Origin of the sequence: Chlorobium sp. (assembly GCF_049593655.1) — a bacterium.
Classification (GTDB): Bacteria; Bacteroidota; Chlorobiia; order Chlorobiales; family Chlorobiaceae; genus Chlorobium.
In genome coordinates, this window is the sequence record NZ_JBAWHG010000050.1 from 19,555 (window position 1) to 43,593 (window position 24,039).

The 24,039-nt window shown below is 54.5% G+C and carries 20 protein-coding genes and 1 tRNA gene; 10 read left to right on the top strand and 11 right to left on the bottom strand.

The genetic code is table 11. From position 1 onward, the window contains the following. Positions 1-26 precede the first annotated feature (26 nt). The 5 genes from WBP50_RS09110 to pheA form a co-directional block, all read right to left on the bottom strand. Complete coding sequence (locus tag WBP50_RS09110) at positions 27-2,261, bottom strand: BamA/TamA family outer membrane protein (protein WP_423933670.1); 2,235 nt, start codon at positions 2,259-2,261, stop codon at positions 27-29. 17 nt (positions 2,262-2,278) lie between these two features. Next, positions 2,279-2,506 (bottom strand): DUF2795 domain-containing protein, encoded by a 228-nt coding sequence (locus WBP50_RS09115; RefSeq protein ID WP_292004879.1) that lies wholly within the window; start codon positions 2,504-2,506, stop codon positions 2,279-2,281. A gap of 24 nt (positions 2,507-2,530) precedes the next feature. Then, complete coding sequence (locus WBP50_RS09120) at positions 2,531-3,298, bottom strand: M23 family metallopeptidase (RefSeq protein ID WP_423933673.1); 768 nt, start codon at positions 3,296-3,298, stop codon at positions 2,531-2,533. 86 nt (positions 3,299-3,384) lie between these two features. Next, positions 3,385-6,228: a DNA polymerase I gene (gene polA / locus WBP50_RS09125; RefSeq protein ID WP_423933676.1), complete on the bottom strand. Its 2,844-nt coding sequence runs from the start codon at positions 6,226-6,228 to the stop codon at positions 3,385-3,387. Continuing rightward, positions 6,225-7,064, bottom strand: coding sequence for a prephenate dehydratase (pheA, locus tag WBP50_RS09130; RefSeq protein WP_423933677.1), 840 nt, complete (start codon positions 7,062-7,064; stop codon positions 6,225-6,227). Before pheA ends, polA begins: the two co-directional genes overlap by 4 nt. 120 nt (positions 7,065-7,184) lie before the next feature. Between pheA and WBP50_RS09135 the strand changes: the two genes are divergently transcribed. The 4 genes from WBP50_RS09135 to WBP50_RS09150 all read left to right on the top strand — a co-directional run bounded on the left by WBP50_RS09135 (position 7,185) and on the right by WBP50_RS09150 (position 10,229). Further along, positions 7,185-7,937 carry a YebC/PmpR family DNA-binding transcriptional regulator gene (locus WBP50_RS09135; RefSeq protein WP_423933679.1) on the top strand — a complete coding sequence of 251 codons (753 nt, stop codon included), beginning with the start codon at positions 7,185-7,187 and terminating at the stop codon, positions 7,935-7,937. A 6-nt stretch (positions 7,938-7,943) separates the two neighbouring features. Next, positions 7,944-8,519 (top strand): crossover junction endodeoxyribonuclease RuvC, encoded by a 576-nt coding sequence (gene ruvC / locus WBP50_RS09140; protein WP_423933681.1) that lies wholly within the window; start codon positions 7,944-7,946, stop codon positions 8,517-8,519. Between the two features lie 65 nt (positions 8,520-8,584). Beyond that, positions 8,585-9,136 carry a CDP-alcohol phosphatidyltransferase family protein gene (locus WBP50_RS09145; protein WP_423933682.1) on the top strand — a complete coding sequence of 184 codons (552 nt, stop codon included), beginning with the start codon at positions 8,585-8,587 and terminating at the stop codon, positions 9,134-9,136. A 61-nt stretch (positions 9,137-9,197) separates the two neighbouring features. Next, the gene (locus WBP50_RS09150) at positions 9,198-10,229 is read left to right on the top strand and encodes a tetratricopeptide repeat protein (protein ID WP_423933685.1); all 1,032 of its coding nucleotides are present in this window, start codon (positions 9,198-9,200) and stop codon (positions 10,227-10,229) included. 90 nt (positions 10,230-10,319) lie between these two features. Here the strand turns inward: WBP50_RS09150 and WBP50_RS09155 are convergent, their stop codons facing one another. Beyond that, entirely contained in the window at positions 10,320-10,991 is a 672-nt protein-coding gene (locus WBP50_RS09155; protein ID WP_423933688.1) for a peroxiredoxin, read from the bottom strand. Positions 10,992-11,231: 240 nt separating this feature from the next. Here WBP50_RS09155 and WBP50_RS09160 point away from each other — a divergent pair, with 240 nt between their 5' ends. Continuing rightward, entirely contained in the window at positions 11,232-11,708 is a 477-nt protein-coding gene (locus WBP50_RS09160; protein ID WP_423933691.1) for a Fur family transcriptional regulator, read from the top strand. 33 nt (positions 11,709-11,741) lie between these two features. On the opposite strand, the gene WBP50_RS09165 is transcribed toward WBP50_RS09160, so the two are convergent. After that, positions 11,742-12,407 (bottom strand): fibrobacter succinogenes major paralogous domain-containing protein, encoded by a 666-nt coding sequence (locus WBP50_RS09165; protein WP_423933694.1) that lies wholly within the window; start codon positions 12,405-12,407, stop codon positions 11,742-11,744. Positions 12,408-12,587: 180 nt separating this feature from the next. Here WBP50_RS09165 and rnr point away from each other — a divergent pair, with 180 nt between their 5' ends. Continuing rightward, the gene (rnr, locus tag WBP50_RS09170) at positions 12,588-14,963 is read left to right on the top strand and encodes a ribonuclease R (protein ID WP_423933697.1); all 2,376 of its coding nucleotides are present in this window, start codon (positions 12,588-12,590) and stop codon (positions 14,961-14,963) included. Between the two features lie 50 nt (positions 14,964-15,013). Here the strand turns inward: rnr and WBP50_RS09175 are convergent, their stop codons facing one another. Both WBP50_RS09175 and WBP50_RS09180 read right to left on the bottom strand, forming a co-directional pair. Then, positions 15,014-15,727, bottom strand: coding sequence for a type 1 glutamine amidotransferase (locus WBP50_RS09175; protein ID WP_423933699.1), 714 nt, complete (start codon positions 15,725-15,727; stop codon positions 15,014-15,016). Positions 15,728-15,774: 47 nt separating this feature from the next. After that, positions 15,775-18,312, bottom strand: a complete 2,538-nt coding sequence (locus WBP50_RS09180) for a response regulator (protein WP_423933701.1) — start codon at positions 18,310-18,312, stop codon at positions 15,775-15,777. A 517-nt stretch (positions 18,313-18,829) separates the two neighbouring features. Between WBP50_RS09180 and cqsA the strand changes: the two genes are divergently transcribed. Both cqsA and WBP50_RS09190 read left to right on the top strand, forming a co-directional pair. Continuing rightward, positions 18,830-20,086 (top strand): alpha-hydroxyketone-type quorum-sensing autoinducer synthase, encoded by a 1,257-nt coding sequence (gene cqsA, locus WBP50_RS09185; RefSeq protein WP_423933703.1) that lies wholly within the window; start codon positions 18,830-18,832, stop codon positions 20,084-20,086. 168 nt (positions 20,087-20,254) lie between these two features. Continuing rightward, on the top strand, positions 20,255-21,772 hold the full coding sequence (locus tag WBP50_RS09190) for an acetyl-CoA hydrolase/transferase family protein (RefSeq protein ID WP_423933705.1): 1,518 nt from the start codon (positions 20,255-20,257) through the stop codon (positions 21,770-21,772). A gap of 98 nt (positions 21,773-21,870) precedes the next feature. Here WBP50_RS09190 and WBP50_RS09195 read toward each other — a convergent pair whose 3' ends face one another. Next, entirely contained in the window at positions 21,871-22,245 is a 375-nt protein-coding gene (locus tag WBP50_RS09195) for a rhodanese-like domain-containing protein (RefSeq protein ID WP_423933708.1), read from the bottom strand. Positions 22,246-22,390: 145 nt separating this feature from the next. Continuing rightward, positions 22,391-22,477 (bottom strand) — tRNA-Ser (locus WBP50_RS09200). 186 nt (positions 22,478-22,663) lie between these two features. Here WBP50_RS09200 and WBP50_RS09205 point away from each other — a divergent pair. Further along, positions 22,664-22,849: a hypothetical protein gene (locus WBP50_RS09205; RefSeq protein ID WP_423933711.1), complete on the top strand. Its 186-nt coding sequence runs from the start codon at positions 22,664-22,666 to the stop codon at positions 22,847-22,849. Between the two features lie 497 nt (positions 22,850-23,346). Then, a partial coding sequence (locus tag WBP50_RS09210) for a TIGR04255 family protein (protein WP_423933713.1) occupies positions 23,347-24,039 on the top strand: 693 nt, incomplete at its 3' end.

The following is a 24,039-nucleotide window of genomic DNA, read 5'->3' on the forward strand; positions in this document are numbered from 1 at the left end:
GGTACTTAAGTGAGTAAGTGAATGAATTAAAATGCTTCTCCGATGCCGAAGTTGAAGGTATAGTCGAGAGGGCTCCAGTCGAGAATCTGCCAGGCTTTCTGTTCGGCAGGATCATGGATTTTCCACGCGAAATCGAAGCGGAACGGTCCGATGGGCGAGCCCACCCTCAGCCCCACTCCGAAATCCCAGGCGAAATCCTTCATGAGGGAGTTCAGGCTGAAGCCGTAGGGGCCGCTGCTGTCCCAGATATTGCCGATATCGGTAAAGAAGGTTATACCCGATGGCTGACCGAACAGCTTGAAGAACTTCCAGCGGTATTCCAGGCCAAGTTCCATCTTGATGTCGGCGCCGAAATTCGCTGCGGCTTCACTTGTGCTGCTGCCTGGTCCGAGCGTGTTGAAGAGCCAGCCGCGCATGCTGTTGGCGCCTCCGGCGTAGAACCGCCGTTCTTCGGGAGTGGCGTCGGCTTTCCCGTACGGCATCATCCAGCCGAGATGCAGCCTCCCGGCAAACTGCCGCCCCGGCGAGAGGTTCCGGGTGAAGCCGAGTTTCGTTTCGGCCTTGACGTACTGGGAATAGGCGGTTCCGAAAATCTGCGGTTCACTGTCGGTGAACCCCGAATAGGTTCCGGTATCGACGAACTCATCGATGAGCCATGCCAGACTTCCCGATTCTTCGAGGAGGAGGTCGAGGTTCCAGATGTTTTTTCCCGGCTGCACGGTACTCTGGTTCGTGTAGTTGTAGCGGAGCCTGAAGGTCTGGTAGACCCTGGTTTCCAGGAGGCTGTCGATGCCGGCGTCGACGGCCGCGTCGTCGTCCGGATCGATGTCGATATTTTCGGCCAGATCGGTTTTGAAGAGTTTTCTGAACCCCCTCAGCGAGTCTTTCTGCACCCATTCGAACTCGAAGAAGTCGAAGCTGAGCCGCGAGGAGGGGCTGAGTTTCGAGCTGTAGGAACCCCGCACCAGGCCGTTCCGGCTGGAGATCAGAATGGGCAGGGTGGACTGGGAATATTCGAGGTACGCCGAAAAAACGTTGTCGGGTTTTTTCAGCATCGGCATGACAAGGCTGCTTTTCAGGCTCAGCTCGTAAGGGATGAACTTGTCGTAGTCCTCTTTCTGGAGATTGCCGAGCAGGTTGTTGCTGTAGCTGGTCTGGGTGCCGAATTCGGCCGCGGTTTTGAACTGTTCGGCTCCGCCCAGAAGATTCCTGTTTTCGTAGGCGAGCGAGGCTCCGAAAAAGAGCGAACCGTAGCGGTTGTCGATCAGCAGTTTTGGTTCGAACTGGTGTTTGGGCGCGGGCTCCAGGTGCACCGTGGTGTAGAGGCGCCCGTCACGGACCGAATCGGGCCGGACGATAATGGATGAAAAAAGATTGGTTTTGCCGAAGTTCTGCAGGGTCTCCTGCTCGAGGCTCTCCCTGGTGGTCTGGCCTTCACGGAACGCCACGGAGTTGGCGATGAGCGCCGGACGTATGTTCTGGTTACCGAAAATGACGCCCGGTATGCCGTCTTCAAGGAACCGGGTTTCGCGGCTGCCGGGGTCTTTTCGTATCGGGTTGTGCACGACGGCGTTCACCGGCCCGTACACCAGTTTTTCCGGCAGCCTGATTTTGTAGAGAATTCCCGCGTTGGCTCCCACGGTGTCGACTTTTATGCGGATGCTGTCTTCGTGAAAGAAGGTGTATCCCTCTTCACGGAAAAAGGTCATGGTACGGTCCCGTTCGGAGATCAGCTTCTCAACGGAGAAGTTTTCTCCGGTTTTCAGGATGCTGGAGGCGAGGTAGCGTCCTTTGAGCTTTTCGTCTATGGATTCGAGCCCGCTCCATGCCAGCGAATCGATTCTGGCCGGTTCGTTTTCGGTTATCGATATGAGGATATCGGCTTTGCGCCCGTTGTCGCGGTAGTTCATCGACGAACGGACATCGGCAAAGAAATAACCCTTGTAGGTGTAGAGCTTCTTGATGATGTCCAGATCCCTCTGGAATTCGTCGGGGTTGAAGGGCTTTTTGGTCTTTCCGAAGAGGCCGAGTCCGAGAAACGATGAGGGCTCTGCGGTGACGATGATCTGACGGAGCTCTTCGTGAGGCACCGCGCTGTTGCCGGTGAAGCGGATTGAGTTGACGTAGGGAACCACAGAGCCGGGGGTTTCCGGCTCATTTTCAGGGATTTCCTGGGCACATGACGGCGTTGCTCCTGCAAAAAAAAGGGCAACGACCAGAGTACCGGCGATTGCCCTGAGGAGCGTTTTTATTGAAAACACACGGGAGGGTATTTGCTTCAGTTTAACAGCTCTTCGTCACCATAACAGAAATCTTCGTCGGTAGGATAGTCGGGCCATACCTCGTCAATGCTTTCGTAAATTTCATCACATTCGGGCAGGTCGTGCAGGTTTTCGATAACCTGCTGGGGCGCACCCGTTCTGTTTGCGTAATCGAGAAGTTCATCTTTTGTAACCGGCCACGGGGCATCTGCTATATATCGTGCGAGATCCAGATTCCAGTACATAGTAAAGCGCTTGGATTAATCGGTTTAAGAGTTGCTGCCATCAGCATTTTCGGGTGTATGCTGACGGGTTATGAACTTGTCGGGGTTGCTGTCGTCGAAGAAGTACGCCGAAGGGTTCACCTTGACGTTGTTTTTGAGGATTTCGTAATGGAGGTGCGGGCCGGTGGAAACGCCGGTATTGCCCGAGAGGGCGATGATGTCGCCTCTGGAAACCCGCTGTCCCTGACGGACAAGCGCTCGGGAGAGATGAGCGTAGACGGTCTTGAACCCGTACCCGTGGCTCACGGTGACCTTCTGGCCGTACCCTCCGTCGTAACCTGAAAAGATGACGATACCGTCGCCTGTCACATGGACCTTCGAGCCTTCAGCAGCCGAGAAATCCGTTCCCGAGTGAAACAGCACCCTGCCGTAAACCGGGTGCAGGCGCATGCCGAATCCGCTGGTGACGCGGCCGTTGACCGGCTTGATGTTGGGTATGGATGAAAAGTAGGGGCGGTTGTTCTTCTCTTCGGGTTCGGCTATCTCCTCTTCGGAACCTTTCTGGCGGTCGATCTGCAGAATGAGGTGTTCGATCATCTCTTCGGTGGAGGCCAGAAGGCCTTCCGCCGTTTTATCGGCAGCGGGAGCTTTCTCTTCGGCCCGCAGGACGCTGGAGAGCGGAACGGCCAGAAGGGTGATAAAAACCAGTACGGTTCTCACAAGGCGACTGCTGGCCGGAACGGTCGTTCCCCGTGCAGTCTGCTTTTTGCCGCCGCGTCCGGCCTGGCTGAAAAACAGTTTCGCTGAAAACATGCAGTGCTGGATTGATTGTCTGTCCGGTCAGGCAAGCCTTTTTTGATTGAATAATATATAAAAACTTTTTTTTATAAATCAACGCCCTAATGAGCCTCCAGCCAGTTTTTTCCCGTGCCGGTATCGACTTCTACCGGAACCGTGACGATACCGCAGAATTCTGCCGCTTCGGTCATGGCGGTTTCCACCAGAGTCTGCAGGCGGTCTGTTTCGGAGGGTGTGGTTTCAAAAAGCAGTTCATCGTGGACCTGCAGCAGCATGACCGACTCCATGCCGTTTTCCCTGATCCGGCGACTGCAGAGGTTCATGGCGCATTTGATGATGTCGGCGGCCGTTCCCTGGATAGGCGTGTTCATGGCAGCCCGTTCGGCGGCTTTCTGGCGGATGGAGTTGCGGCTGTTGAGGTCGGGGATGTAACGGCGTCTTCCGAGCAGGGTCGAGACATAGCCGTTCCGTTTTCCTTCCGCGATGATCTCCTGCAGCGCAATGAAGAGCCCTGGATATTTCGAGGTGTAGACCTCGATAATGGCTTTGGCCTCTTTCTGCGTTATGTTCAGGCGCCTGGAGAGGCCGAACGGCTGGATGCCGTAGAGCACGCCGAAGTTCACCTCTTTTGCCTTGCGGCGCATGTCGGGCGTGATTTCCCCGGTGTTGAAGATGACCCTTGCGGTAGCGCTGTGGATATCCTCCTTCTGGCGGAAAGCCTCGATGAGTTTTTCGTCGCCCGATATTTCAGCCGCGATGCGAAGCTCGATCTGCGAGTAGTCGGCCGAGAGAATAAGGTTGTCGGGGTTCGAGGGAATGAACGCGCGGCGGATCTCCCTGCCTGCGGGGGTGCGTACCGGAATGTTCTGCAGGTTCGGGTTTGACGAGGAAAGCCTTCCCGTGGCGGTGATGTGCTGGTTGAACGAGGTGTGCAGCCGGCCCGTTTTCGGGTTTATCATTTTCGGCAGTGCGTCGATGTAGGTGGTCTTGAGTTTCTGCAGACTCCGGTATTCGAGCAGGTCCCCGGCCACAGGGTGGAGAGGGGCAAGCTCCTCGAGCACTTCGACGTTGGTTGAAAATCCGGTTTTGGTGGTTTTTTTCGTCGGCAGCTCAAGTACCGTAAAGAGGATGTGCGAGAGCTGCTTGGGAGAGTCGAGGTTGAAGACCGAGCCGGTTTTTTCGTAGATGCTCTCCCTGAGTCCGGCGATCTGGGCGTTGACCAGTTCGGCGCAGACTGCCAGATGTGTCGTGTCGATGGAGATGCCCTGGTATTCCATGCCGGCAAGCACTTCCACGAGCGGGAACTCGATGGTGCGGCAGAGGCTGAGCAGCTTTTCGTCTTCCCGCAGTTTTTCGTCGAAGACCTCCTCGAGGCGGAGCGCGATGTCGGCGTCCTGACAGGCGTAGTCGGAAAGCTGCCGGGGCGGAACCTCGTGGATGGGCACTCTTTTTTTCCCCTCGCCGGTCAGTTCATCGAAGGTGGTCGTCCGGATCGAGAGGTGGCGCGCCGCCATGTCGTCGAGGTTGTGCGTGCTTTCGGGATCGAGCACATAGCTTGCCAGCATGGTGTCGAAAGCCACCGGCGAGAGCGATACGGCATAGTTCTTCAGGACCAGCAGGTCATACTTGAGGTTCTGGCCCGTTTTGCCGATGGAGGGATTCTCCAGCGCCGGTTTCAGGATGTCGAGCGTCGAGGGGATGTCGAGACCTCCCTTGCCGAAATAGACGAAAAAGGCCTCTTTAGGTCTGAGGGAGAACGAGATGCCGGCCAGCTCGGCCTGAAAGGTATCGAGACTCGTGGTTTCGGTATCGACGGCAAATGTTTCGGCCTGTTCGAGTTTCAGGGCAAGCGCCCTGACCTCGTCAGCCGTTTCGATCAGGCGGTAGTCCGCCCCTTCGAGAGGGGAGAGGAGCGGTGGTTCCGCGTTGGTCTCCGGAGCCCCTTCGGTTGACGGCGCGCCTTCCGGGATGGCAGCGATGCCCGGAAAGATCGCCGGCAGCCGCGCGGCTACGGACTTGAGCTCGTACCGGTTGAGCATCGGTATGAGGCGCCCCTGCACCGGTGTTTTACAGGCAAGGCTCTCGATATCGAGCCCGATGTCGATCCCGGTGTCGATGGTGACCAGACGCCGGATGAGTTCGAGCTGGGGTTTGAAGGCTTCGAGGCTCGTCCTCGTTTTCGGGGGGAGTTCTCCTATATGCGCATAGATGTTGTCCAGCGTACCGTATTTGAGCAGCAGGGCTGCTGCGGTTTTCGGCCCGATTCCCCTTGCTCCCGGAATATTGTCGGAGGTGTCGCCGGTAAGGGTGAGCAGGTCTATGAACCGTTCGGGTTCGACGCCGAACTGCTCCCTGATTTCGTTTCTGCCGAAGGGTTCGAGCTCGTTCTGCTTTTTCGAGGGCTTGAGCATGGTTACGCCGTCGTGAACCAGCTGGGCGAGATCCTTGTCGGGCGTGACGATATAGACGCGGCAATGCGGAGCGAACTTTCTTGCGGCCGATCCGATCAGATCGTCGGCTTCATATCCTGCGATCTTGATGAGCGGTATTTCGAAAGCATCGATGAGCTCGATGATCGCCTGGATCTGCACGAGCAGATCTTCGGGCGGAGATGGACGGTTGGCCTTGTAGGGCTCATAGAGATCGTGACGGAAGGTTTTCTCCCGGCTGTCGAACGCTACGGCAAGGTGGTCGGGGCGCCATGTTTCATAAATTTTCAGCAGGGCCGATGCGAAGCCGTGTATGGCTCCTGTCGGGATGCCGTCGCGGGTTTTCATGCCGGCCTGCTGCAGGGCGAAGTATGCCCGGTAGACCAGAGCCATGCCGTCGAGCAGGAAGAGATTCGGTTTTCCTGCAGGAGCCTGCCAGAGGGCTGCCTCCGGTACGTCCGGTTCCGGTGAGGGTTTTTCGGAGGTGAAGAAATCGAATTGCCGTCGGCCTGTCATGCGATGACTCCGTAGCTGCCGAGCACCTTCACCATGGTGGCGAACTCCCGGAGGTGGCGGAGGGCGTTTTCGACGTTCACCGCCTGGCTGTCTCCCATGAAGTCGATGTAGAAGAGGTATTCGAATGCTTTCTTGCGGAACGGTCTCGATTCGATTTTGCTCAGATCGATGTCGCGGAGCGCCAGGGTGGCCAGAGCCTTGAAGAGCGAGCCCTGCTCGTTGGGGAGGGTGAAAACGATCGAGGTTTTCTGCTGGGCGGTATCGGGCATCTTTTTCATGCGCGGACAGATCGCATTGTCTGCGTGGGCGATGCAGAAGAACCGGGTGATGTTCCACTCTTCGTCAGCGAGGTTTTCCTGAAGAATTTCAAGGCCGTAGAGCTCGCCGGCGCGTTTCGAGGCGATGGCGAGTTTTGAAGGGTCGCTTCCGGCGGCGATGATTTTGGCGCTCCCGGCGGTGTCGTAGGCTACCTCCGCCCTGAGGTTTTTATGGGCGCTGAAGAAGTTTCTGCACTGGGCGAGAGCCTGCGGGTGCGAAAGCACCTTTTCTGCCGTTTCGGCCGATGATCCGTGAAGTCCCAGAAGGCAGTGTTCCACCTTGACGAACGTTTCGGCGACGATGACGACCGGGTGCTGGAGCAGAAGGTCGTAGTTGTGGTGGATGCTTCCCCCGAGAGAGTTTTCGATGGGTATGACCGCATAATCGGCCTCGCGGTTCTCGACAGCGGCAAAAACCTCGTCGAAGGTTTCGCAGGGTTTCGGTTCGCCGAGCCTGAGTGCGGCTATCTCGCTGTATGCTCCGGGTTCACCCTGGTAGGCGATCATCCAGTTTGTCATTCTTTGTTCTTGTAGTTAACTTGGGGCAAAAGCCGTTGGATTTGTCTTTTCTGAAAGAATATAAGGCTATTATCGAAAACGGGTGTATTCCCCGGAATTTTAAATCAGTGATTTTTCATCATGTCAGGACACAGTAAATGGGCGACCATCAAAAGGAAAAAAGCCGCCACCGATCAGAAAAGAGGGAACCTGTTCACCAAGCTGGTAAAAGAGATCACGATTTCGGCAAGAATGGGCGGCGGCGATCCTTCCGGAAATCCCCGCCTTCGGCTTGCCATCGATACGGCCCGGATGAACTCCATGCCGATGGACAATATTCAGCGTGCGATCAAGAAGGGTACGGGTGAACTCGAAGGGGCAAGTTACGACGAGATCACCTACGAGGGGTACGGCCCGGCCGGTATCGCACTGATCATCGAGACCGCGACCGACAACCGCAACCGTACCGTGGCGGAAATCCGCCACATCATGAGCCGCAACAACGGGTCGCTCGGCGAGAGTGGCAGCGTCGGCTGGATGTTCCATCGCAAGGGCTCGATAGAGGTGCCGAAAACCGCGGCGGGAGAGGATCAGCTGATGGAGCTGCTGCTCGATGCGGGTCTGGAGGATCTCGACGGCGATGACGAGGCCTACTGCACGGTGCTCTGCGATGTGCGGGACATCGAGGCCGTGAAAAAAGCGCTTGAAGACGCAGGTATCGCTTATGAAAACGCCAAGATCGATCTTGTACCCGAAAACTATATCGAACTCGAGGCCGAAGACGCCGGCAAGGTGATCCGTCTGATCGACGCACTCGAGGGCAACGACGACGTCCAGGCCGTCTACAGCAATATGGAGATCAGCGAAAAGGCCATGAACACCTTAAACGGTTAGCCCCGGATGGTCGTGATCGGGGTTGATCCCGGCAGCCTCCTTACCGGGTACGGAGTGATCCGGCAGGAGGGTGCGGATTTTCAGGTGCTTGCCTGCGGCGTGATCCGGCTGAATCCCCGCAGGACGCACCCCGAAAGAATCGGAGAGATATACCGGGAGCTCGATGCGGTAATCGGCGAGCACACCCCTTCGCGGGCGGCGATCGAAACCGTGTTCGTCAGCAGAAATGTCCAGTCGGCGCTGAAGCTCGGTCAGGTGAGGGGGTCGGTTATCGCTCTGGCGGTGAACCGGAAACTCGAACTGGCGGAGTACGCTCCCCGTGAAGTGAAGGCTGCGGTTACGGGAAGGGGGTCGGCCAGCAAGCAGCAGGTCGCCTTCATGGTCCGGCGGATGCTGCAGATCCGGGAAACTCCTTCGACCTACGACGTAACCGACGCCCTCGGCATTGCGCTGTGCGACCTCCTGAAAACCGGAAACGGCTCCACCGGAGCGGCACATGCGCCCCCTGATCCCGGCGCCGGAAGCCGTAAGAAGAACTGGACCGATTTCGTTGCGTCGCGGCCTGATATGATCGTGCGTTGAAAAACAGCTGCCGTTCAGAACGGCGGGCCTTTTCGGTGAATATGTGAATAAAACTTATACAGCTCGTGGAAGGTCATATCGTCAATCTGCCGAATTTTCTCAGCATCCTGAGGATTTTCCTGATACCGTGGTTTCTCTACTACTATCATGTCGGAAATCTGACAGTCGCCATGATCCTCATGGTTGTCGCAGTGCTGAGCGACTGGTTCGACGGGCGCGCGGCGCGCTGGACCAACGAGGTTTCCGAGATGGGGAAGATTCTCGATCCGCTTGCAGACAAGCTCTGTCTTGCAAGCGCGGCTCTTTATTTTCTCTGGATCGGCAAGCTTCCGCTCTGGTTCGTTCTTTTCGCCATTCTTCGCGACGTGCTTATCTTTTCCGGAGCGGCCTATATCCGCTACCGGCACAGCGTGCTGACCACATCGCTCTGGCCGGGCAAGTGGGCGGTGGGATTTGTGTCGATGATGTTCATAAGCATGGTCTGGCCCCACCCCATTTTCCAGCGTTATCCCGTTCAGGAGTTTTTCATGTACCTTTCCGTGCTGATGCTCTCGTACTCTTTTGCAGAGTACTGCGTGCGGTTCTACCGGATACAGAAGGGGGATGCGACCAGGTGAGCCTCTGAAGGCAGCGCATCATGCCGCCGATATTTTATCCTGCGGATTAACGGGTACCCCCATGAAAGCTTACACGATCTTGCTTCTGCTGTTTCTGTTTTCGCTGCCGGTTTTTCCGGGCAACAAGGCTGAAGCCGTCACCACCGATCCGATGGTCGGAGCGTGGATGAAATACCGCAAAGGCGATTTTGCCGGCGCTGCCGAAGAGTACAGCAGAATTCTGAAAAAAAAACCGGGGCTTGTCGAGGCGCTTAACAACCGGGGCCTTTGCCGCGCCGCTTCGGGAAATTACCGGGGAGCCGTCGCCGATTACAACCGGGTGCTTGAAATCGATCCCGGCATGGCGTCGGCGTACAACAACCGGGGGCTTGCAAGAGCGAAAGCCGGCAGGTTCCGCGAAGCCATGATCGATTACTCTGCGGCGCTGCGGATCGATCCGCTCATGCCGGAACTCTACAACAATCTCGGGATGGCCAAAAAGGCGCTCGGCGATTTCCATGGTGCGCTCGATGATTTCAACAGCGCGATAGCCATCAGGCCGCTTTATCCCGAAGCGCTTTTCAATCGGGGGCTGCTGCGGCAGCAGCTTTCCGATCACAAGGCAGCGGCAAAAGATTTTCAGCGGGTTATCGAATACATGCCGGGATATGCCGAACCCTACTACCAGCGGGGAATTTCACGGGCCATGACCGGCGACAACAGGGGCGCGCTTTCGGATTTCTCGCGGGCATTGTCGATCAACCCGAAGTATATCGAAGCGCTTTCTGCAAGAGGTCTGGCCAGAATCAGGAACCGCAATTACAGCGAAGCCATTGAAGATCTGAACACGGTGATCGGGATGCAGCCGGGTAACGCCGAGCTCTATTACCGGCGTGCACTGGCCAGAACCAGGATGAACGATTATGCCGGAGCCGAAGAGGACTGTTCGCAGGCGTTGAAGAGGAAGAAAGGGTACAGCGAGGTTTATTTTCTCAGGGGCATCGTGAGGGGAGAGCTCGGCAACCGTGAAGGAATGCTTGCCGACCTGAAACTCGCTGCGGCTTCGGGTTACGAACCGGCCCGCAAACTTCTGAAAAAAGAGCGGGGCAGGTAGCGGGGCATGCCTGCGCATCACGACAAACGGAAAAAGCCGGAAAAACATGACGTTTTTCCGGCTTTTTCCGTTTGTCTTTTCCGCTTCCGTTCAGAGCGCCTTGTGGCAGAACCACCAGTCGTAGCATTCGAACTGGGATGGGCGCTTTTTTGCATCCTCGATATTGTTTGCGGGAGGGATGATCACCCGGTCCTTGAGCAGGGTGTTCGACGGCCAGTTTGCCGGTATGGCGACCTTGTTGGCGTCTGAAACCTGCAGGGCCCGGACGGCCCTGACAATTTCGTCGATGTTCCGGCCGATCTCCTGCGGGTAGTAGAGCATGAGGCGCACCTTTCCCTGCGGATCGCCAACAAAGACAGCACGAACGGTGTTCGATCCCTTTCCCGGATGGAGCATGCCGAGCTGCATGGCTATACGGTCGTTGGCCGCAACGATCGGAAAGGTGATTTCGGTATCGAGGTTTTCCTTTATCCACTCCACCCACTTGATGTGGGAAAAGACCTGGTCGACCGACATGCCGATGAGCTTGCAGCCGATCCTGTCGAAATCGGCAATGCGTTCCTGGAAAGCGTGGAACTCGGTTGTGCAGACCGGGGTGAAGTCGGCCGGGTGGCTGAAAAGCACGAACCAGGAGCCTTTGAGATCTCCGGGGATGTTCATGGGGCCGTGAGTGGTCTGCACCTTCATTTCCGGGAAATCGTCGCCGAGAAGAGGCATGCCCGTTTCACTGTAGTAGTACTGGTCTTCGAAATGTTCTGACATGAGTGATGATGTTTTGTTGCTGTTTTGCCTGTTTTTTGTTGCCGGAAATAATGTAGATTTATTCCTAAATAAGATCAAATCTTTTTTAGCTTTTTTAAAGATTTGCAGGCAGCTGGTGTTTGAATCTCTCCGGAGAGTGATATATTATTAACATGATAAAAAAAGTCCTGTTTCTGTTGAAGCAGGCTCCTTTCATCCGGATCGGATGGAGAGGAATCACGGGAACTACCTGAATCTGTTATGCCCAGCATGAATGCCGCTCCCGGTGAAGCCGGACGCTTTTTTGAGCTGTGCCGTGCACACAGCCTGAAAATCACGCCGCAGAGAACGGCGATCTACAGCCTGCTCGGCAACTGCCGCGACCATCCCTCGGCGGATCAGGTCTACCGGCTGATAAAAAGGGAGTTTCCCAACATCTCTTTCGAAACGGTCAACCGGACGCTGCTGACCTTCGCTTCGATCGGGCTGATTTCGATCGTGGAGTCGACATCCGGAGTCAGGCGGTTCGATCCGGATATGAAGAGTCATCACCATATGCACTGCATCCGCTGTGGCAGAATATTCGATTTTCAGCACGAGGGTTATGACGCCCTCGAGGTTCCCGGCCAGCTCAACGAAGAGTTTTCAGTGCTTTCCAAAAGGGTCGTGCTCCATGTGATCTGCCCGTTCTGCCTTCAGCCTGGTGCGGCCGTTACGACTGAAGGCGTTGTCGCATAAATTCCTGTTCTGCCGAAAGGCGCCGGGGGTGTGTCAGTTTCTGACACAGCGAACCGACATGCCGAGGGTTTTCGTGCTGCTGACGCGGTAGACGGCCGAATAACTGTTGTAGATCTGCCGGTACCAGGCCGAGTATCCGTTGTTCTCCGTCGATGTCCAGAAACTCGCGTTGGAGCCCAGAAGCGCGAAGCTTCCGTTTCCGCTCCGGTATCCGGCCGGTAGTGCCGTGAATCCCGTGCTGTTGTCGGCAGCGACGAGAGGTTCCTTCCACAGCACTGTCGCCTTGAGTTTTGTGCCCGAAGCCTTCTCTCCTCCGGTCGCGTCGACGAGCTGCCGCCATTCGGCGTCGGAAGCGACATGCCACCCTTCGGGGGCCAGCCCCCTGGGATCGTTGACTGCATACCAGTTGTAGAGCTTTCCGTAAGTAACACCCTTGTCGCTGTTGTTTTCATAGTAACACCAGGCTCCGGTCGTCAGGCGGTTCCATGCGGCTGGATCCTCCACCCTGGGAATTTCATCGCCGTTGCGGTAGCGGGTTACGTCGAGGTTTTCTCTCATCCACACCGATGATCCGATCGATACGGTCCGGGAGTCGGCTACTGGGTTTTTTTTGGCGGCAGAGGCCTGCAAATACGGCAGGAGTGTGGCAAGAACAAGGAAAAGCCCTGCCCTGACGGTATATTTGTGGGTTCTTTTCATTATGTTAAAGTGTTTTAATTGATGTAATGAAGCCGGTTTCGCGGTGCCATCCGGAAAAAGAACTGCGGCGGCTCCCTCTGCGGGCCTTACGAATGGATAACGCGGATGGTTTTTTTTTGGTTTCTCTCCGGCCGGGAGCGGCATGAACGACAGAACGTTTTAATATAAAAGTATCCAATAGTGGCAAGACAGCGTCATAACCGTAAACCCGGAGCACCCGGCAGCAAGAGAACCCGGCCGGCCCCCCTTCAGACCGGCGACAGGGTCAGACCCAACGACCATATTCTGATCAACGAATTTCTTTTCAAGAGGGGTGAAAGTTCACTCGCGGCTGAAATTGTGAGTTTTCTGGCGGATCACGACGGTGAACGGTTCAGATCCGTCGATCTTGCCCGCCAGATGGGGTATACGGAATCCCGTCAACTCCCCGGTTTCTGGTATGTGCTGCACAAGCTGCAGGAGGATGGTACCCTCGACAAGGACTCGAACCGCTGTTACGGCATGCAGTGCATGGAGCCTGCGACTTATGAGGACGTACTGGAGCACGCCAGGCAGTTTCCCGTTCCGGGCAAGGAGCAGTTCAGGGTCGATCAGACCTATGCCGGACGCATTTCGACCCATCCAAACGGTTACGGATTCATCGACGTCGATGGTTTCGACGATGATATCTTCGTAAAGGCAGCGGACATGAATTCTGCGATCCACGGTGATGAGGTAGAGGTGGTTGTAACAAAGGTTCCCGAGACCTACTCTTCGAAATCCACACCCCACCAGCGGTGCGAGGGCATCGTAGTGAACGTCCTGAGCCGGAGAGTCACCTCCATTGTCGGCACCCTCACCCGTGCGAACCGCAAGTTCACCCTCAAACCGGATGAGCGCAAGCTGCTTCCGGAAATCATCGTTCCGATCAAGCAGGCTGCAGGCGCAGTGGACGGTCAGAAGGTGCTGGTCGGCGATCTGGATTTCCGCAAGCCGGGCATCATTCAGGCGCGCGTGATCGAAATTCTGGGCTCCGCCGGCGAGTCGAGGGTTGAGGTGAGTGCGATTGCCCGCAACCACGGCATCGACGAAACCTTCGATCCGGAGCTGGTCAGCCAGGCCGAAACGATCAAAGAGGGCATTACAGACGCTGATCTGGCAGAACGGCTCGATATGCGCGACAAGACCGTCTTTACCATCGATCCCATCGATGCGAAGGATTTCGATGACGCCCTTTCCGTCGAGACGCTCGAGGAGAACCTGTATCGCATCGGGGTGCACATAGCCGACGTTTCCCATTATGTGCCGGAGAACTCTCCGCTCGATCGTGAGGCCATGAAGCGCGCCACATCGGTCTATCTTGTCGACCGGGTCATTCCCATGCTCCCTTCGCGGCTTTCCGAGGAGGTGTGCAGTCTCAACCCCGGCGTGGACAGGATGGCTTTCAGCGTGTTTTTCACCATGACCGACACTGGAGAGGTCAAGAGCCACGAATTTCATAAAACGGTCATTCATTCGAAACGGCGCTTCACCTATGAGGACGTTCAGGATATTCTGCTCAGCGGCAAGGGCGATTACGCATCGGAACTGCAGCTGCTCGAGAAGATCAGCGTCGAGCTTCGGGAGGAGCGCTTCCGCCACGGCGGCCTCGATTTTGAAACCGAGGAGGTTCGCTTCAGGCTCGGCAGCAAGGGCGAGCCTGTCGAGATCATCAAGAAGGAACGGCTTTCAAGCCATCGGCTTATCGAGGAGTTCATGCTGCTTGCAAACCGCAAGGTTGCCGAGTATCTCACGAAAACGTTCCGCGATCGCAAGAAGAACTCTCAGCCGGTGATCTACCGGGTTCATGATTCGCCTCAGCAGGAGCGGGTGCTCGTGCTGGCGAATTTCGTGCGGAAGATCGGCTATTCACTGAAGCTCAACAGGGAGAAAAGCGGTCCTGTGGTGACGGCGAAAGCCCTTCGCCAGCTCCTGCAGCAGGTGCATGGCTCGAATGTGGAGTTTCTTGTGAACGAGCTGGTGCTCCGCTGCATGTCGAAGGCGATCTATACCGACGAGAATACCGGTCATTTCGGACTTGGATTCGAGCACTATACCCATTTCACCTCGCCGATCAGGCGCTATCCCGATCTGGTTGTGCACCGGCTGCTTTTCGAGTATGAGTATCTTCGCAGGAAGAAGAGGAAAATGACCGAAAAACGTCTTGGCGAGCTGCAGGAGAAGATCCGGCAGACCAGCCGCATTTCGAACGAAAGGGAGAAAGGCGCCGTGGAGGCCGAGAGGGAATCGATCAAGCTCAAGCAGGTCGAGTACATGGCCGGCCATATCGGAAAGGTTTATGCGGGAGTCATTTCAGGTGCTACCGAATACGGCATTTATGTGCGTATGGTGGATTTCGCCATCGAGGGCCTCGTGCACATGCGCAATATGACCGACGACTACTACGAGTACGACGAAACAACCTACTCGCTTGTCGGCAAGCGCCGCAAGAAAAGACTGCAGATCGGTCAGCGGGTAAAGGTTAAGGTGCATACGGTAGATATGCAGCGAAGGACCATCGATCTTGTCATAGAGTAGCCGGTTTTCCCGGAACGGGCTATGCTTGTTCCGGGAAAACCGGTTTGCCTTCAGAGCATTCCGGCAATGCGGAGGAAGTTGCGCATCAGCAGCAGCCCGGTCGCCGTGTACTCCTCGCTCACCGCACGGAACTGTCCGGCAAGCTCCGTGGCGTCCATCATCACCAGATCGTGGTCAAGCCGGCACCACTCCGCAAGCATGGCGGGAGTGAGTTCGAAATGGCACTGCAGGCCGTACGCGTTGTTGCCGATCCGTACAGCCTGGTTCGTGCAGTGTTTTCCCTCGGCCAGAAGCCGCATGCCGTCGGTCAGCTTCACGGTTTCGCCGTGAAGCTGAAAAACCCGGAATGTCCGGCTCATCTCCGCGAACAGCGGGTCTCTCTGGCCTTCGCCGGTAAGTTCCACATGGTAAGGCTGACCTTCGTGATCGAAAAAACCGGTTTCCCTGACAGGGCTATCAACAACGCTTCCTCCTCCGGCTTTTACAAGCACCTGCAGTCCGAGGCAGATGCCCAGAACGGGCAGCTCCGCCCGGAGAGCCCTGTCAGCCTGCTCTATTTCCTGCAGCATCCGCTCCGAGGTATCGTTGGCGCTCTGTGGCCCTCCGAGTATGACAAGGGCGTCGTGGACGAGCGGGTCGGGAAAGCGGCATCCTGTGGAGAGATCGACGGTTTCCACGGCAATGGCGCGGCGTTCCAGTTCCGCTGCAAGGAGGCCTGCTCCTTCGTGAGCAATGTTTTTGACGATCAGGAGGCTTTTGCCCATGCTGTTCCGGTTTACGTGTGTGCGATGATAAGAGGTGCCCGGATCGTTTACCGTTTCAGGTTTTTCAGGATGCCCTCCATCGCTTCGATGGTTCTGCTGAATGTGCTGTTAAGGACCGGAGCCCACTCTGCAGTATCGGGCCACTCTCCCCTGTGGGAGAAATCGTTGAGATAGCGCGAAAGTACGAAAAGACGGTTGGCGCCGATGCTTCCCGAAGAGCCTTTGAGGGAGTGCATCAGTTGGTCGAATTGCCTGAGGTTGCCAGTTGCGGCGGCCTGATCGATCTCTTCGATGATTTTTTTCGAGTCGCTTTTGTAAACCTCGAAAAGCGAGATGATCAGTTCGTCGCCGCCGATCTCCTTGAGGCTGTAGATGATCGAGTGGTCGAGAACTTTTTCCCTTTCGACAGCTTCCCGGAAGTTTTCCTCTATGGCCGGCACGCTCTCGGCCGGGAGGTCGGTTTCTTTCGTGCGGGCGATGTTCCTGATCCACATGGAGATCGTCGCGACGAGCTCATCCCTGAAAACCGGTTTGCCGAGAAGCTGGTTCATGCCGGCTTTTTTTACCTGTTCGATGCTTTCCTTGTCGGTATTTCCCGTCAGGGCTATGATGGGGATGGTGCGGAAGTTTCTGAACCGCCTGAAGCAGTCGCCCTTCCTGATGGCCACAGCGGTTTCCAGTCCGTTCATAACCGGCATTTCCATATCCATCAGAATGAGGTCGTAGTCCTGCTTTTCAAGGTGTTTGAGAGCGATCTGCCCGTTTTCGGCCTGGTCGGTCATGCAGCCGTAATGCTGCATGACCATGCTCATGAATTTCCGGCTGGTGGCATTGTCGTCGACAAGCAGTATCCGGCAGCCTTTAAGGATGGTATCCTGGTCTACGCTTATGGATGAGGTTTCCGAGAAGAAGTGCCGTTCGAAAAGCCTCTTGATATCCTGTTTCTTGATGGGTTTGGATATCACCTCGTTCATCCCGCATCTGGTAGCCCGGGGAAGCGCTTCGCTGGGCGGAAGCGCCGTTATGCCGATAACCGGAACCTGCATATAGTGTGGGGCCAGCGATGGCTCGATGTTCTGCGAGGAGCGAAGTCTGGCCACGGTATGGTCTCCGTCGAGTGCGGGCATCTCGAAGTCCATGAAAATAAGATCGTAACGGGTTTTCGAGAGCATTTCGAGTGCCTGTGTTCCGTTTTCGGCCTGGTCGGAAGGACAGTTCCACTCGGAGGCGTATTTGGCAAGCAGCAGCCTGTTGCTGATCTGGTCATCGACAATGAGGATTTTTTTCTGTTGCAGGATCTCTTTTTTCAGATCTTTTGCGGGCTTGGATGCATACGCAGGCAGACTGATAACGAATTCGGTCCAATGGCCTTCTTCGGAGTTACAGATGATCGATCCTCCGAACGATTCGACGACCCGTCTGCAGAAGGAGAGCCCGAGTCCGTTGCCTCCGCTTTTCCCGTAGGTATAGAACCGGTCGAAAATGACGTCCCTTTTTCCCGGTGGAATGCCGGGGCCGTTGTCGCGGACCCTGATGCAGTTGTTTGGCGAGTCCCTTTTTGTGGTGATCTCGATCCTGAAGTCCGGCTTGTTTTTATAATGGAGCGCATTCTTGATGAGGTTGAAAAGCACATAGATGAAGAGGTCCTTGTCGCCGAGGAAGTCGAATGTTTCCGAACTGTTTTCGATGACGAGTTTCCGGTCGTTGATGTCGCTGTAGCCATATGTGGAGATGGCTGTCTGGATGGTGTTTCTCGCGGAGAGCTTTTTGAAATTGTTGATATCCATGATGCCGTCCTGAAGCGTCGCCAGGAGGGAGTCGATGATCTTGTTGCCCCGTTTTATCGTCGAGAGGCTCTCGTCGATAACCTCGTGGATGTTGATCAGTCCCGAATAGCTCAGATCGAATTTTCCTTTTTCCTCGCCGCTGCCGGGTTTGCCGGGAATGATGGCCTGCACCGTGCTCATGGCGTTGGTTATTGCGCTGAGCGGGTTGCGCATCTCATGCGCGATGCTGCCGCTCAGGCTTCGCATCAGGGATATTCTCGACTGATGGGCAAGCTGCCGCTTGTGGTTGGCAATAATGCCGCCGGATATCGAAAACAGGAAGATCGGGATGTATTCGGGCACGAAGTAGGCGAACGATACCCTGCCGTCGAGAAAAAAGACCGTCGCATAGGCGGCCATGAATCCCGTGCCGGTCATGGTGAGGATGATTACCCAGTCGAATATGATGAGTGTCAGGAGGAAGGTGCCCGCCATGAACGACATCGCCCACACCAGCGACCATTCGTTTTTCAGCATCATGAAGCTGAAAAAATAGGGCATGACGATAAAGAGCGACAGAAAAAAATAGATCGGAAAAAGCTCTTTCAGCCGTTTCGGCAATTCCCTGTAGACCAGCCACGGAATACTGAGGAACGCGCAGAAAATTCTGAACCCAAGGCTTTCATAGGGCTGAGGGTAGAGGTAGGTCCAGATGAGATAGTAAACCGGATATCCGAGAACGCCGAACAGTCCGATAAGACTCAGGTTCGGCTCGGCATGCTCGATGATTTCGGTGGCTTTCAGCTTCAGTTTCTGCATTGGAAACAAACTTTTTCCGGACGCCTCGACCGGTTTTTTATTGAGGCACAGGGACGTTGATGTGTTATTCCTTCCGGTCCTCCGGGAAAGTCCTGGATAACGTAAATCCTTTATAAATATAAGAATAGGGCTTCTTTTCAGCAGCGGACAGGGTTCCCGGCGATGTGCCGTTTGCGGTATTCATGCACGGCTTCACTGTTCGAAAAAAGTCGCCAATCCCACAGGTTCGCATCCATTTCCTGTTCCGGAAGCGTTATTTTCGTTTCATTCCTTCATGAATACGCCTTTAATACGTCATACGCATTGTAAAGGCAATAAAATCCTTTTGCCGATGTCTGAAGAAAACATGGCTTTTCTGTAAATTTCAAATGAAGGTAAGCGATCAATTTAATGATATTTGGATATTTACCTCCGGGGATGTGCGCGAACGGTGTTTTTTTTATCAGGTTGATACTGTTAATGCTGATTACAATAATAACAACAAGATCGGATTTGATCAAACAAAAGGAGTTCTTTGATGTACAGAAAAGATGAAGAGACGGGGTTATCATGCAGTAACGAGTGCAATGATCGTTTTGTCCTGACTGTTCCTGATTTTCTTGAACAGCGGATGTCGGATTTTGAAGAGGTGTCCATTAAAACCCGTCTCAACGGAAAGCCTCTCGTTCTGGGAAAAAAACCGGATCAGCATTCCATCATTCTTCAGAGTAACGATTATCTGAATATCTCGATGCATCCCGACATTTCACGGGCCCAGATAGAGAAGCTCGAAAAAGCCGGGCAGGAACTGGTGATGTCGGCGGTGTTTATGCATGACGGCAGCGACAAGGCTCTGTTCGAATCTTCCATGGCGGAGTTCGCCGGTTTTGAAAGTGCCATTCTGTGCCAGTCGGGCTGGGCAGCCAATGTCGGGCTCATGCAGGTCATAGCCGACAGCACGACGCCGGTCTACATCGATTTTTTAACGCACATGTCCCTGTGGGAGGGTATAAAATCAGCAGGAGCGATCCCCCATATGTTCATGCACAACGATACAGGACATCTCGAAAAACTTGTGCAGCAGCATGGCAAGGGAATCATTCTCGTGGATTCCCTCTACAGCACCACCGGAGACATCGCCCCTCTCCGCGATATCATCGATATCGCCAACCGCTATGATTGCGTTTCCGTTGTCGATGAGTCGCACTCTCTGGGCACGCACGGCCCGCAGGGGAGAGGTCTGGTGGCTTCGCTCGGTCTGACCGACCGGGTGCACTTCATTACCGGAAGTCTGGCGAAGGCTTTTGCGGGAAGGGCTGGCATCATCCTCTGTTCGAATCGCTTTGCCCGCTGCTATCCCTATATGGCGCATCCTGCCATTTTCAGTTCGGCAATACTTCCCCACGAAATCGCGGGACTCGCTACCACCCTCGGTATCATTGCCGCTGGCGACGAGCGGCGCGTGAAGCTTTATGAGAATGCCGAATTTCTTCGTGATGGACTCAGGGACCTCGGGTACGCCATCGTCAGCCAGTCGCAGATCATTTCGCTCGAACCCGGTACGGAGCCCGAAACGGAGGCGCTGCGGGATGCCCTGGAGGACCGGAACGTATTCGGATCGGTGTTCTGTGCCCCGGCTACACCAAAAAACCGCGCGCTCATGCGCTTTTCGGTGCATTGCGGTTTTGAAAGGGATAAGTTGCAGTACGTGCTTGATGTGTGTGATGCCATCCGAGACGAAGTGGGCATGAGGAACTGGAAATCGACGAAGCGAAATAAGGGCGGAGCGAAGTAACCTCACTGTTTTTTATCCCCTGTAATAATCGTATGTTTCTGATCCCCTGAAACCCCGTGCCGGGGAGTTGTGGTGCTTTTCCCTGAGGGTCTGAAAAGGAGAGACGCCGGTTCCTGGAACGGATTTTACTGTGTCGTTCATAAATCTTGAACAGAAGTTATGCAGGTAATGACCACAGCCTCACGCATCCTCTGCAGCTCCCTGCAGGACAGGATCATGTCCGCGGAACAGGCCGCGGCCCTCGTGCCATCCGGAGTAAACGTCGGCATGAGCGGATTTACCGGTTCCGGGTATCCAAAGGCGGTTCCCGCCGCGCTCGCCGGGCTCATCGCCGAAGCCCACCAGGAAGGCCGGAAATTCAGAATAGGCGTCTGGACCGGCGCCTCCACCGCGCCGGAACTCGACGGAGCCCTTGCCAAGGCAGAAGGCGTGGAGATGCGCCTTCCCTACCAGTCCGATCCGGTTTGCCGACAGCGCATCAACGCCGGAGAGATGGAGTACCTCGACATCCACCTCTCCCATGTAGCCCAGTTCGTCTGGTTCGGCTTTCTTGGCAAGCTCGACATCGCCCTGGTCGAGGTAGCGGGCATTCTCGAGGACGGGCGTCTGATTCCCGCCTCTTCGGTCGGCAACAACAAGACCTGGCTCGAACAGGCGGACAAGGTCATCCTCGAGGTGAACTCCTGGCACAACCCCGCCCTCGAAGGCATGCACGACATCTACTACGGCACCAGCCTGCCGCCGCACCGCAAGCCGATTCCGCTGGTCAGGCCGCAGGATCGTATCGGCGAACCCTATCTGCGCTGCGATCCCTCGAAGGTCATTGCCGTGGTGGAAACCCACAGCCCCGACCGGAACTCGCCGTTTTCGCCACCCGACGAGAATTCGCGCCGGATTGCCGACAACATTCTCGACTTCCTCCAGCACGAGGTGAAGAAGGGACGGCTTCCGAAGGAACTTCTGCCGCTGCAGTCGGGCGTGGGCAATATCGCCAACGCCGTCATGGCCGGCCTGAACGACGGGCCGTTCGAGAACCTCGAGGCCTATACCGAAGTGCTGCAGGACGGCATGCTCGACATGATCCGTTCAGGCAAGCTCTCTTTCGCCTCGGCCACGGCCTTTTCGCTGAGCGATGCCGGCCTCCGGGAGTTCAACAGCAACATCGATCTCTACCGCGACAAGATCCTCCTGCGTCCGCAGGAGATCAGCAACCATCCGGAAGTCATCCGCCGTCTCGGGGTGATCGCCATGAACGGCATGATCGAGGCCGACATCTACGGCAACGTGAACTCCACGCATGTGATGGGTACGTCGATCATGAACGGCATCGGCGGTTCCGGCGATTTCGCGCGCAATGCCTATCTCTCCATTTTCATGACCCCGTCGCAGGCCAAGAACGGAAAGATATCGTGCATCGTGCCGATGGCCTCGCATATCGACCACACCGAACACGACGTCCAGATTCTGGTTACCGAGCAGGGGCTTGCCGACCTGCGGGGCCTTTCGCCGAACCAGCGTGCGAAGGTGATCATCGAAAACTGCGCCCATCCGGATTTCAGGCCGGCGCTGATGGATTACCACAAACGGTCGTTCGACAGCTCCTTCGGGCGGCACACGCCGCACATGCTCGGCGAAGCCCTGTCGTGGCACCAGCACTACCTTGCCGGCGGCAGCATGCACTTCTGAGGATCAGAGGAGCCTCCGGAAAAAGCAAAAGCCCGCATCGCGCGGGCTTTGCTGCTTGCAGCCGTGGCTGCACGCTCTGTCGGGAGCCGGCTTTCGCTTCAGTCGCGCTTGCGGAACTGCTGCAGCAGCAGCGAGAACAGGCTCTTTTTCCGGCCTCTTTTTACCGGAAGCCCCTCCTTTTCCCAGCCGATAATGCCGCGCTCCATGTTGACCACCTTATGGTATCCGCGACTCAGAAAAAGGCGGCTCGCCGTTACGCTGCGATTTCCGCTGTTGCAGGCGATCACGAGATTGCTGTTGGCAGGTACATCCTGAAGCCGCTGTGCAAGTTTGCCAAGCGGAATCACCATGATATGGGGGACATCGAAAGCTTTTCCTGCAATTTCCCATGGTTCGCGCACATCGACAAGCAGCGCGCCTTTTTTCGTCATCGCAAAAGCTGCCGAAGGGGTGACGTTTTTGACCTTGATCATCGTCGGAATTGGTGAATTGTTCGGTTCTCGAAGCTTTGGCCGCAGGTGTTCCCCTCTCGGCGGCAGTGCGGGATCGAAGGTTTCCCGGTCCGGCAGAACCCGAAATCGAAAACCCCCGCTTGCAGCGAGGGCTTTCGATTTTCAGCGGAGAGGGTGGGATTCGAACCCACGGTACACTTGCGCGCACAGCGGTTTTCGAGACCGCCCGATTCAACCACTCTCGCACCTCTCCGTGTTGTATTATAATAACTTACAGACTTGCATCCTGCTTAACCTGTGAATGTCATTAGGAACACAATGAGTAATCGAACTCATAAGGAACTGAAGATAATAAAACGAAAAGAATTCCGCTAATGGTTGATCTGAAATTGATGGGAAAACATTCCCTGATACACAAGCAGTGATTGAAGGGTATCTCATGAGTATAGAATCACTTGGAGGGGTTCCTTTTATGGCGCTCTTATTGATGTACCTGTTCGCCGTAAGCACCGGCATGCGTGAAACAGGCATCCGTCCTGATATTGTTGAACGGATCATCGGCCATCATGTCGAAAGCGGAATCGCTGGAGGCTACAGCAGCTACACAACCGGCATTCAGAGATGAAGGATGCTCTCATACGGTGGCAGGAGTGGCTTCTGGAGGGATGATGATGTCACTTATTTTAATTCTTATTAATAAAGATGTTATACAATTAAAAAATAGTGACAGGGTACAGCAAGGGCCTGTTTATGACCAGACGCCAAAACCATATTTTGTCCTCCAGACGGTTGCTTGCATAACTCTGATTATGTAAACCTTTAGGTCCGAAGGCGTAGTACATAATTAAAGTTATGCAACTAACACGTTTACACGCTATATTGCCTGATAGGGCATGACAGTAAAATCACCCAGTGAAGCATGAAGGCGCAGATTTTGAACAAAATGGAGCCGAAGGCGGAATGCCAGGTGTGACTGAATGCATGAACAGGGTGGTATGAAAGTCTATATAATAGATCTATTATTTATATTTATTTTTAGATTTATTGGGCACAAAATATTTAATGATTTTAAAGACCTTACTTATTTACCGATTTTACATAAATAATATTATTATGGAGTAAATGATGTTAGAAGCCCTTCAAGCAGATAGGATACTTGAGCATAACGCTATAAATAAGTTTATACTTAAAATAGACGTTATAAAGCAAGATGGCTATACTGGAAGTGAGACTGCTAATTATATGATTAATTTTTTCGACAGACTAGAGAAAAGAGAGGTGTTAAATATAAGTGTTAATCTTAAGCAGGATGCAAGCGCTCATGAGATAAGTGATCATAAAACATATGAATATGTTTTAATAAGCGAAGACTCTGGCACAGTAATGACATTCTCAGATACACATAATATCATTTGGATTGAATGTACAAAATATAAAGATAACTCTGCTTATAAAGATATTATCAGAAACTTAACATATGTTTTGAGGAAAAATAATATTAATATTAAATCAAAAAGAATTGGATTAAGGTATATTAATAAGTTTGATTGTGAAAATTATAAAAAAATCAGCTCCATCTATGGGAGTAGACTGAGTCGCATTTTGAAACTCATGCTTTGTGGTGAAAATCAGTCCAGAATAATTGGTGTTGAGGATTATAACTATGATGACTATAAGATTCGGCTTCAGTATGGTATTTATAATAAATTTTATCCTGCAAAAATAGCAACATATGACTTATTGCTGGATATTGACTGCTATATTGAAAATACCTCCGATATTGATGATTGGGAAAGCTCAATATCAATATTGAAT

What these genes read in the sequence shown, in the direction of transcription:
- WBP50_RS09115 (WP_292004879.1), bottom strand. Translation starts at nt 2,506, where the DNA reads ATGTACTGGAATCTGGATCTCGCACGATATATAGCAGATGCCCCGTGG.
- WBP50_RS09120 (WP_423933673.1), bottom strand. Translation starts at nt 3,298, where the DNA reads ATGTTTTCAGCGAAACTGTTTTTCAGCCAGGCCGGACGCGGCGGCAAA.
- polA (WP_423933676.1), bottom strand. Translation starts at nt 6,228, where the DNA reads ATGACAGGCCGACGGCAATTCGATTTCTTCACCTCCGAAAAACCCTCA.
- pheA (WP_423933677.1), bottom strand. Translation starts at nt 7,064, where the DNA reads ATGACAAACTGGATGATCGCCTACCAGGGTGAACCCGGAGCATACAGC.
- WBP50_RS09135 (WP_423933679.1), top strand. Translation starts at nt 7,185, where the DNA reads ATGTCAGGACACAGTAAATGGGCGACCATCAAAAGGAAAAAAGCCGCC.
- ruvC (WP_423933681.1), top strand. Translation starts at nt 7,944, where the DNA reads ATGGTCGTGATCGGGGTTGATCCCGGCAGCCTCCTTACCGGGTACGGA.
- WBP50_RS09150 (WP_423933685.1), top strand. Translation starts at nt 9,198, where the DNA reads ATGAAAGCTTACACGATCTTGCTTCTGCTGTTTCTGTTTTCGCTGCCG.
- WBP50_RS09155 (WP_423933688.1), bottom strand. Translation starts at nt 10,991, where the DNA reads ATGTCAGAACATTTCGAAGACCAGTACTACTACAGTGAAACGGGCATG.
- WBP50_RS09160 (WP_423933691.1), top strand. Translation starts at nt 11,232, where the DNA reads ATGCCCAGCATGAATGCCGCTCCCGGTGAAGCCGGACGCTTTTTTGAG.
- WBP50_RS09165 (WP_423933694.1), bottom strand. Translation starts at nt 12,407, where the DNA reads ATGAAAAGAACCCACAAATATACCGTCAGGGCAGGGCTTTTCCTTGTT.
- WBP50_RS09175 (WP_423933699.1), bottom strand. Translation starts at nt 15,727, where the DNA reads ATGGGCAAAAGCCTCCTGATCGTCAAAAACATTGCTCACGAAGGAGCA.
- WBP50_RS09180 (WP_423933701.1), bottom strand. Translation starts at nt 18,312, where the DNA reads ATGCAGAAACTGAAGCTGAAAGCCACCGAAATCATCGAGCATGCCGAG.
- cqsA (WP_423933703.1), top strand. Translation starts at nt 18,830, where the DNA reads ATGTACAGAAAAGATGAAGAGACGGGGTTATCATGCAGTAACGAGTGC.
- WBP50_RS09190 (WP_423933705.1), top strand. Translation starts at nt 20,255, where the DNA reads ATGACCACAGCCTCACGCATCCTCTGCAGCTCCCTGCAGGACAGGATC.
- WBP50_RS09195 (WP_423933708.1), bottom strand. Translation starts at nt 22,245, where the DNA reads ATGATCAAGGTCAAAAACGTCACCCCTTCGGCAGCTTTTGCGATGACG.
- WBP50_RS09205 (WP_423933711.1), top strand. Translation starts at nt 22,664, where the DNA reads ATGAGTATAGAATCACTTGGAGGGGTTCCTTTTATGGCGCTCTTATTG.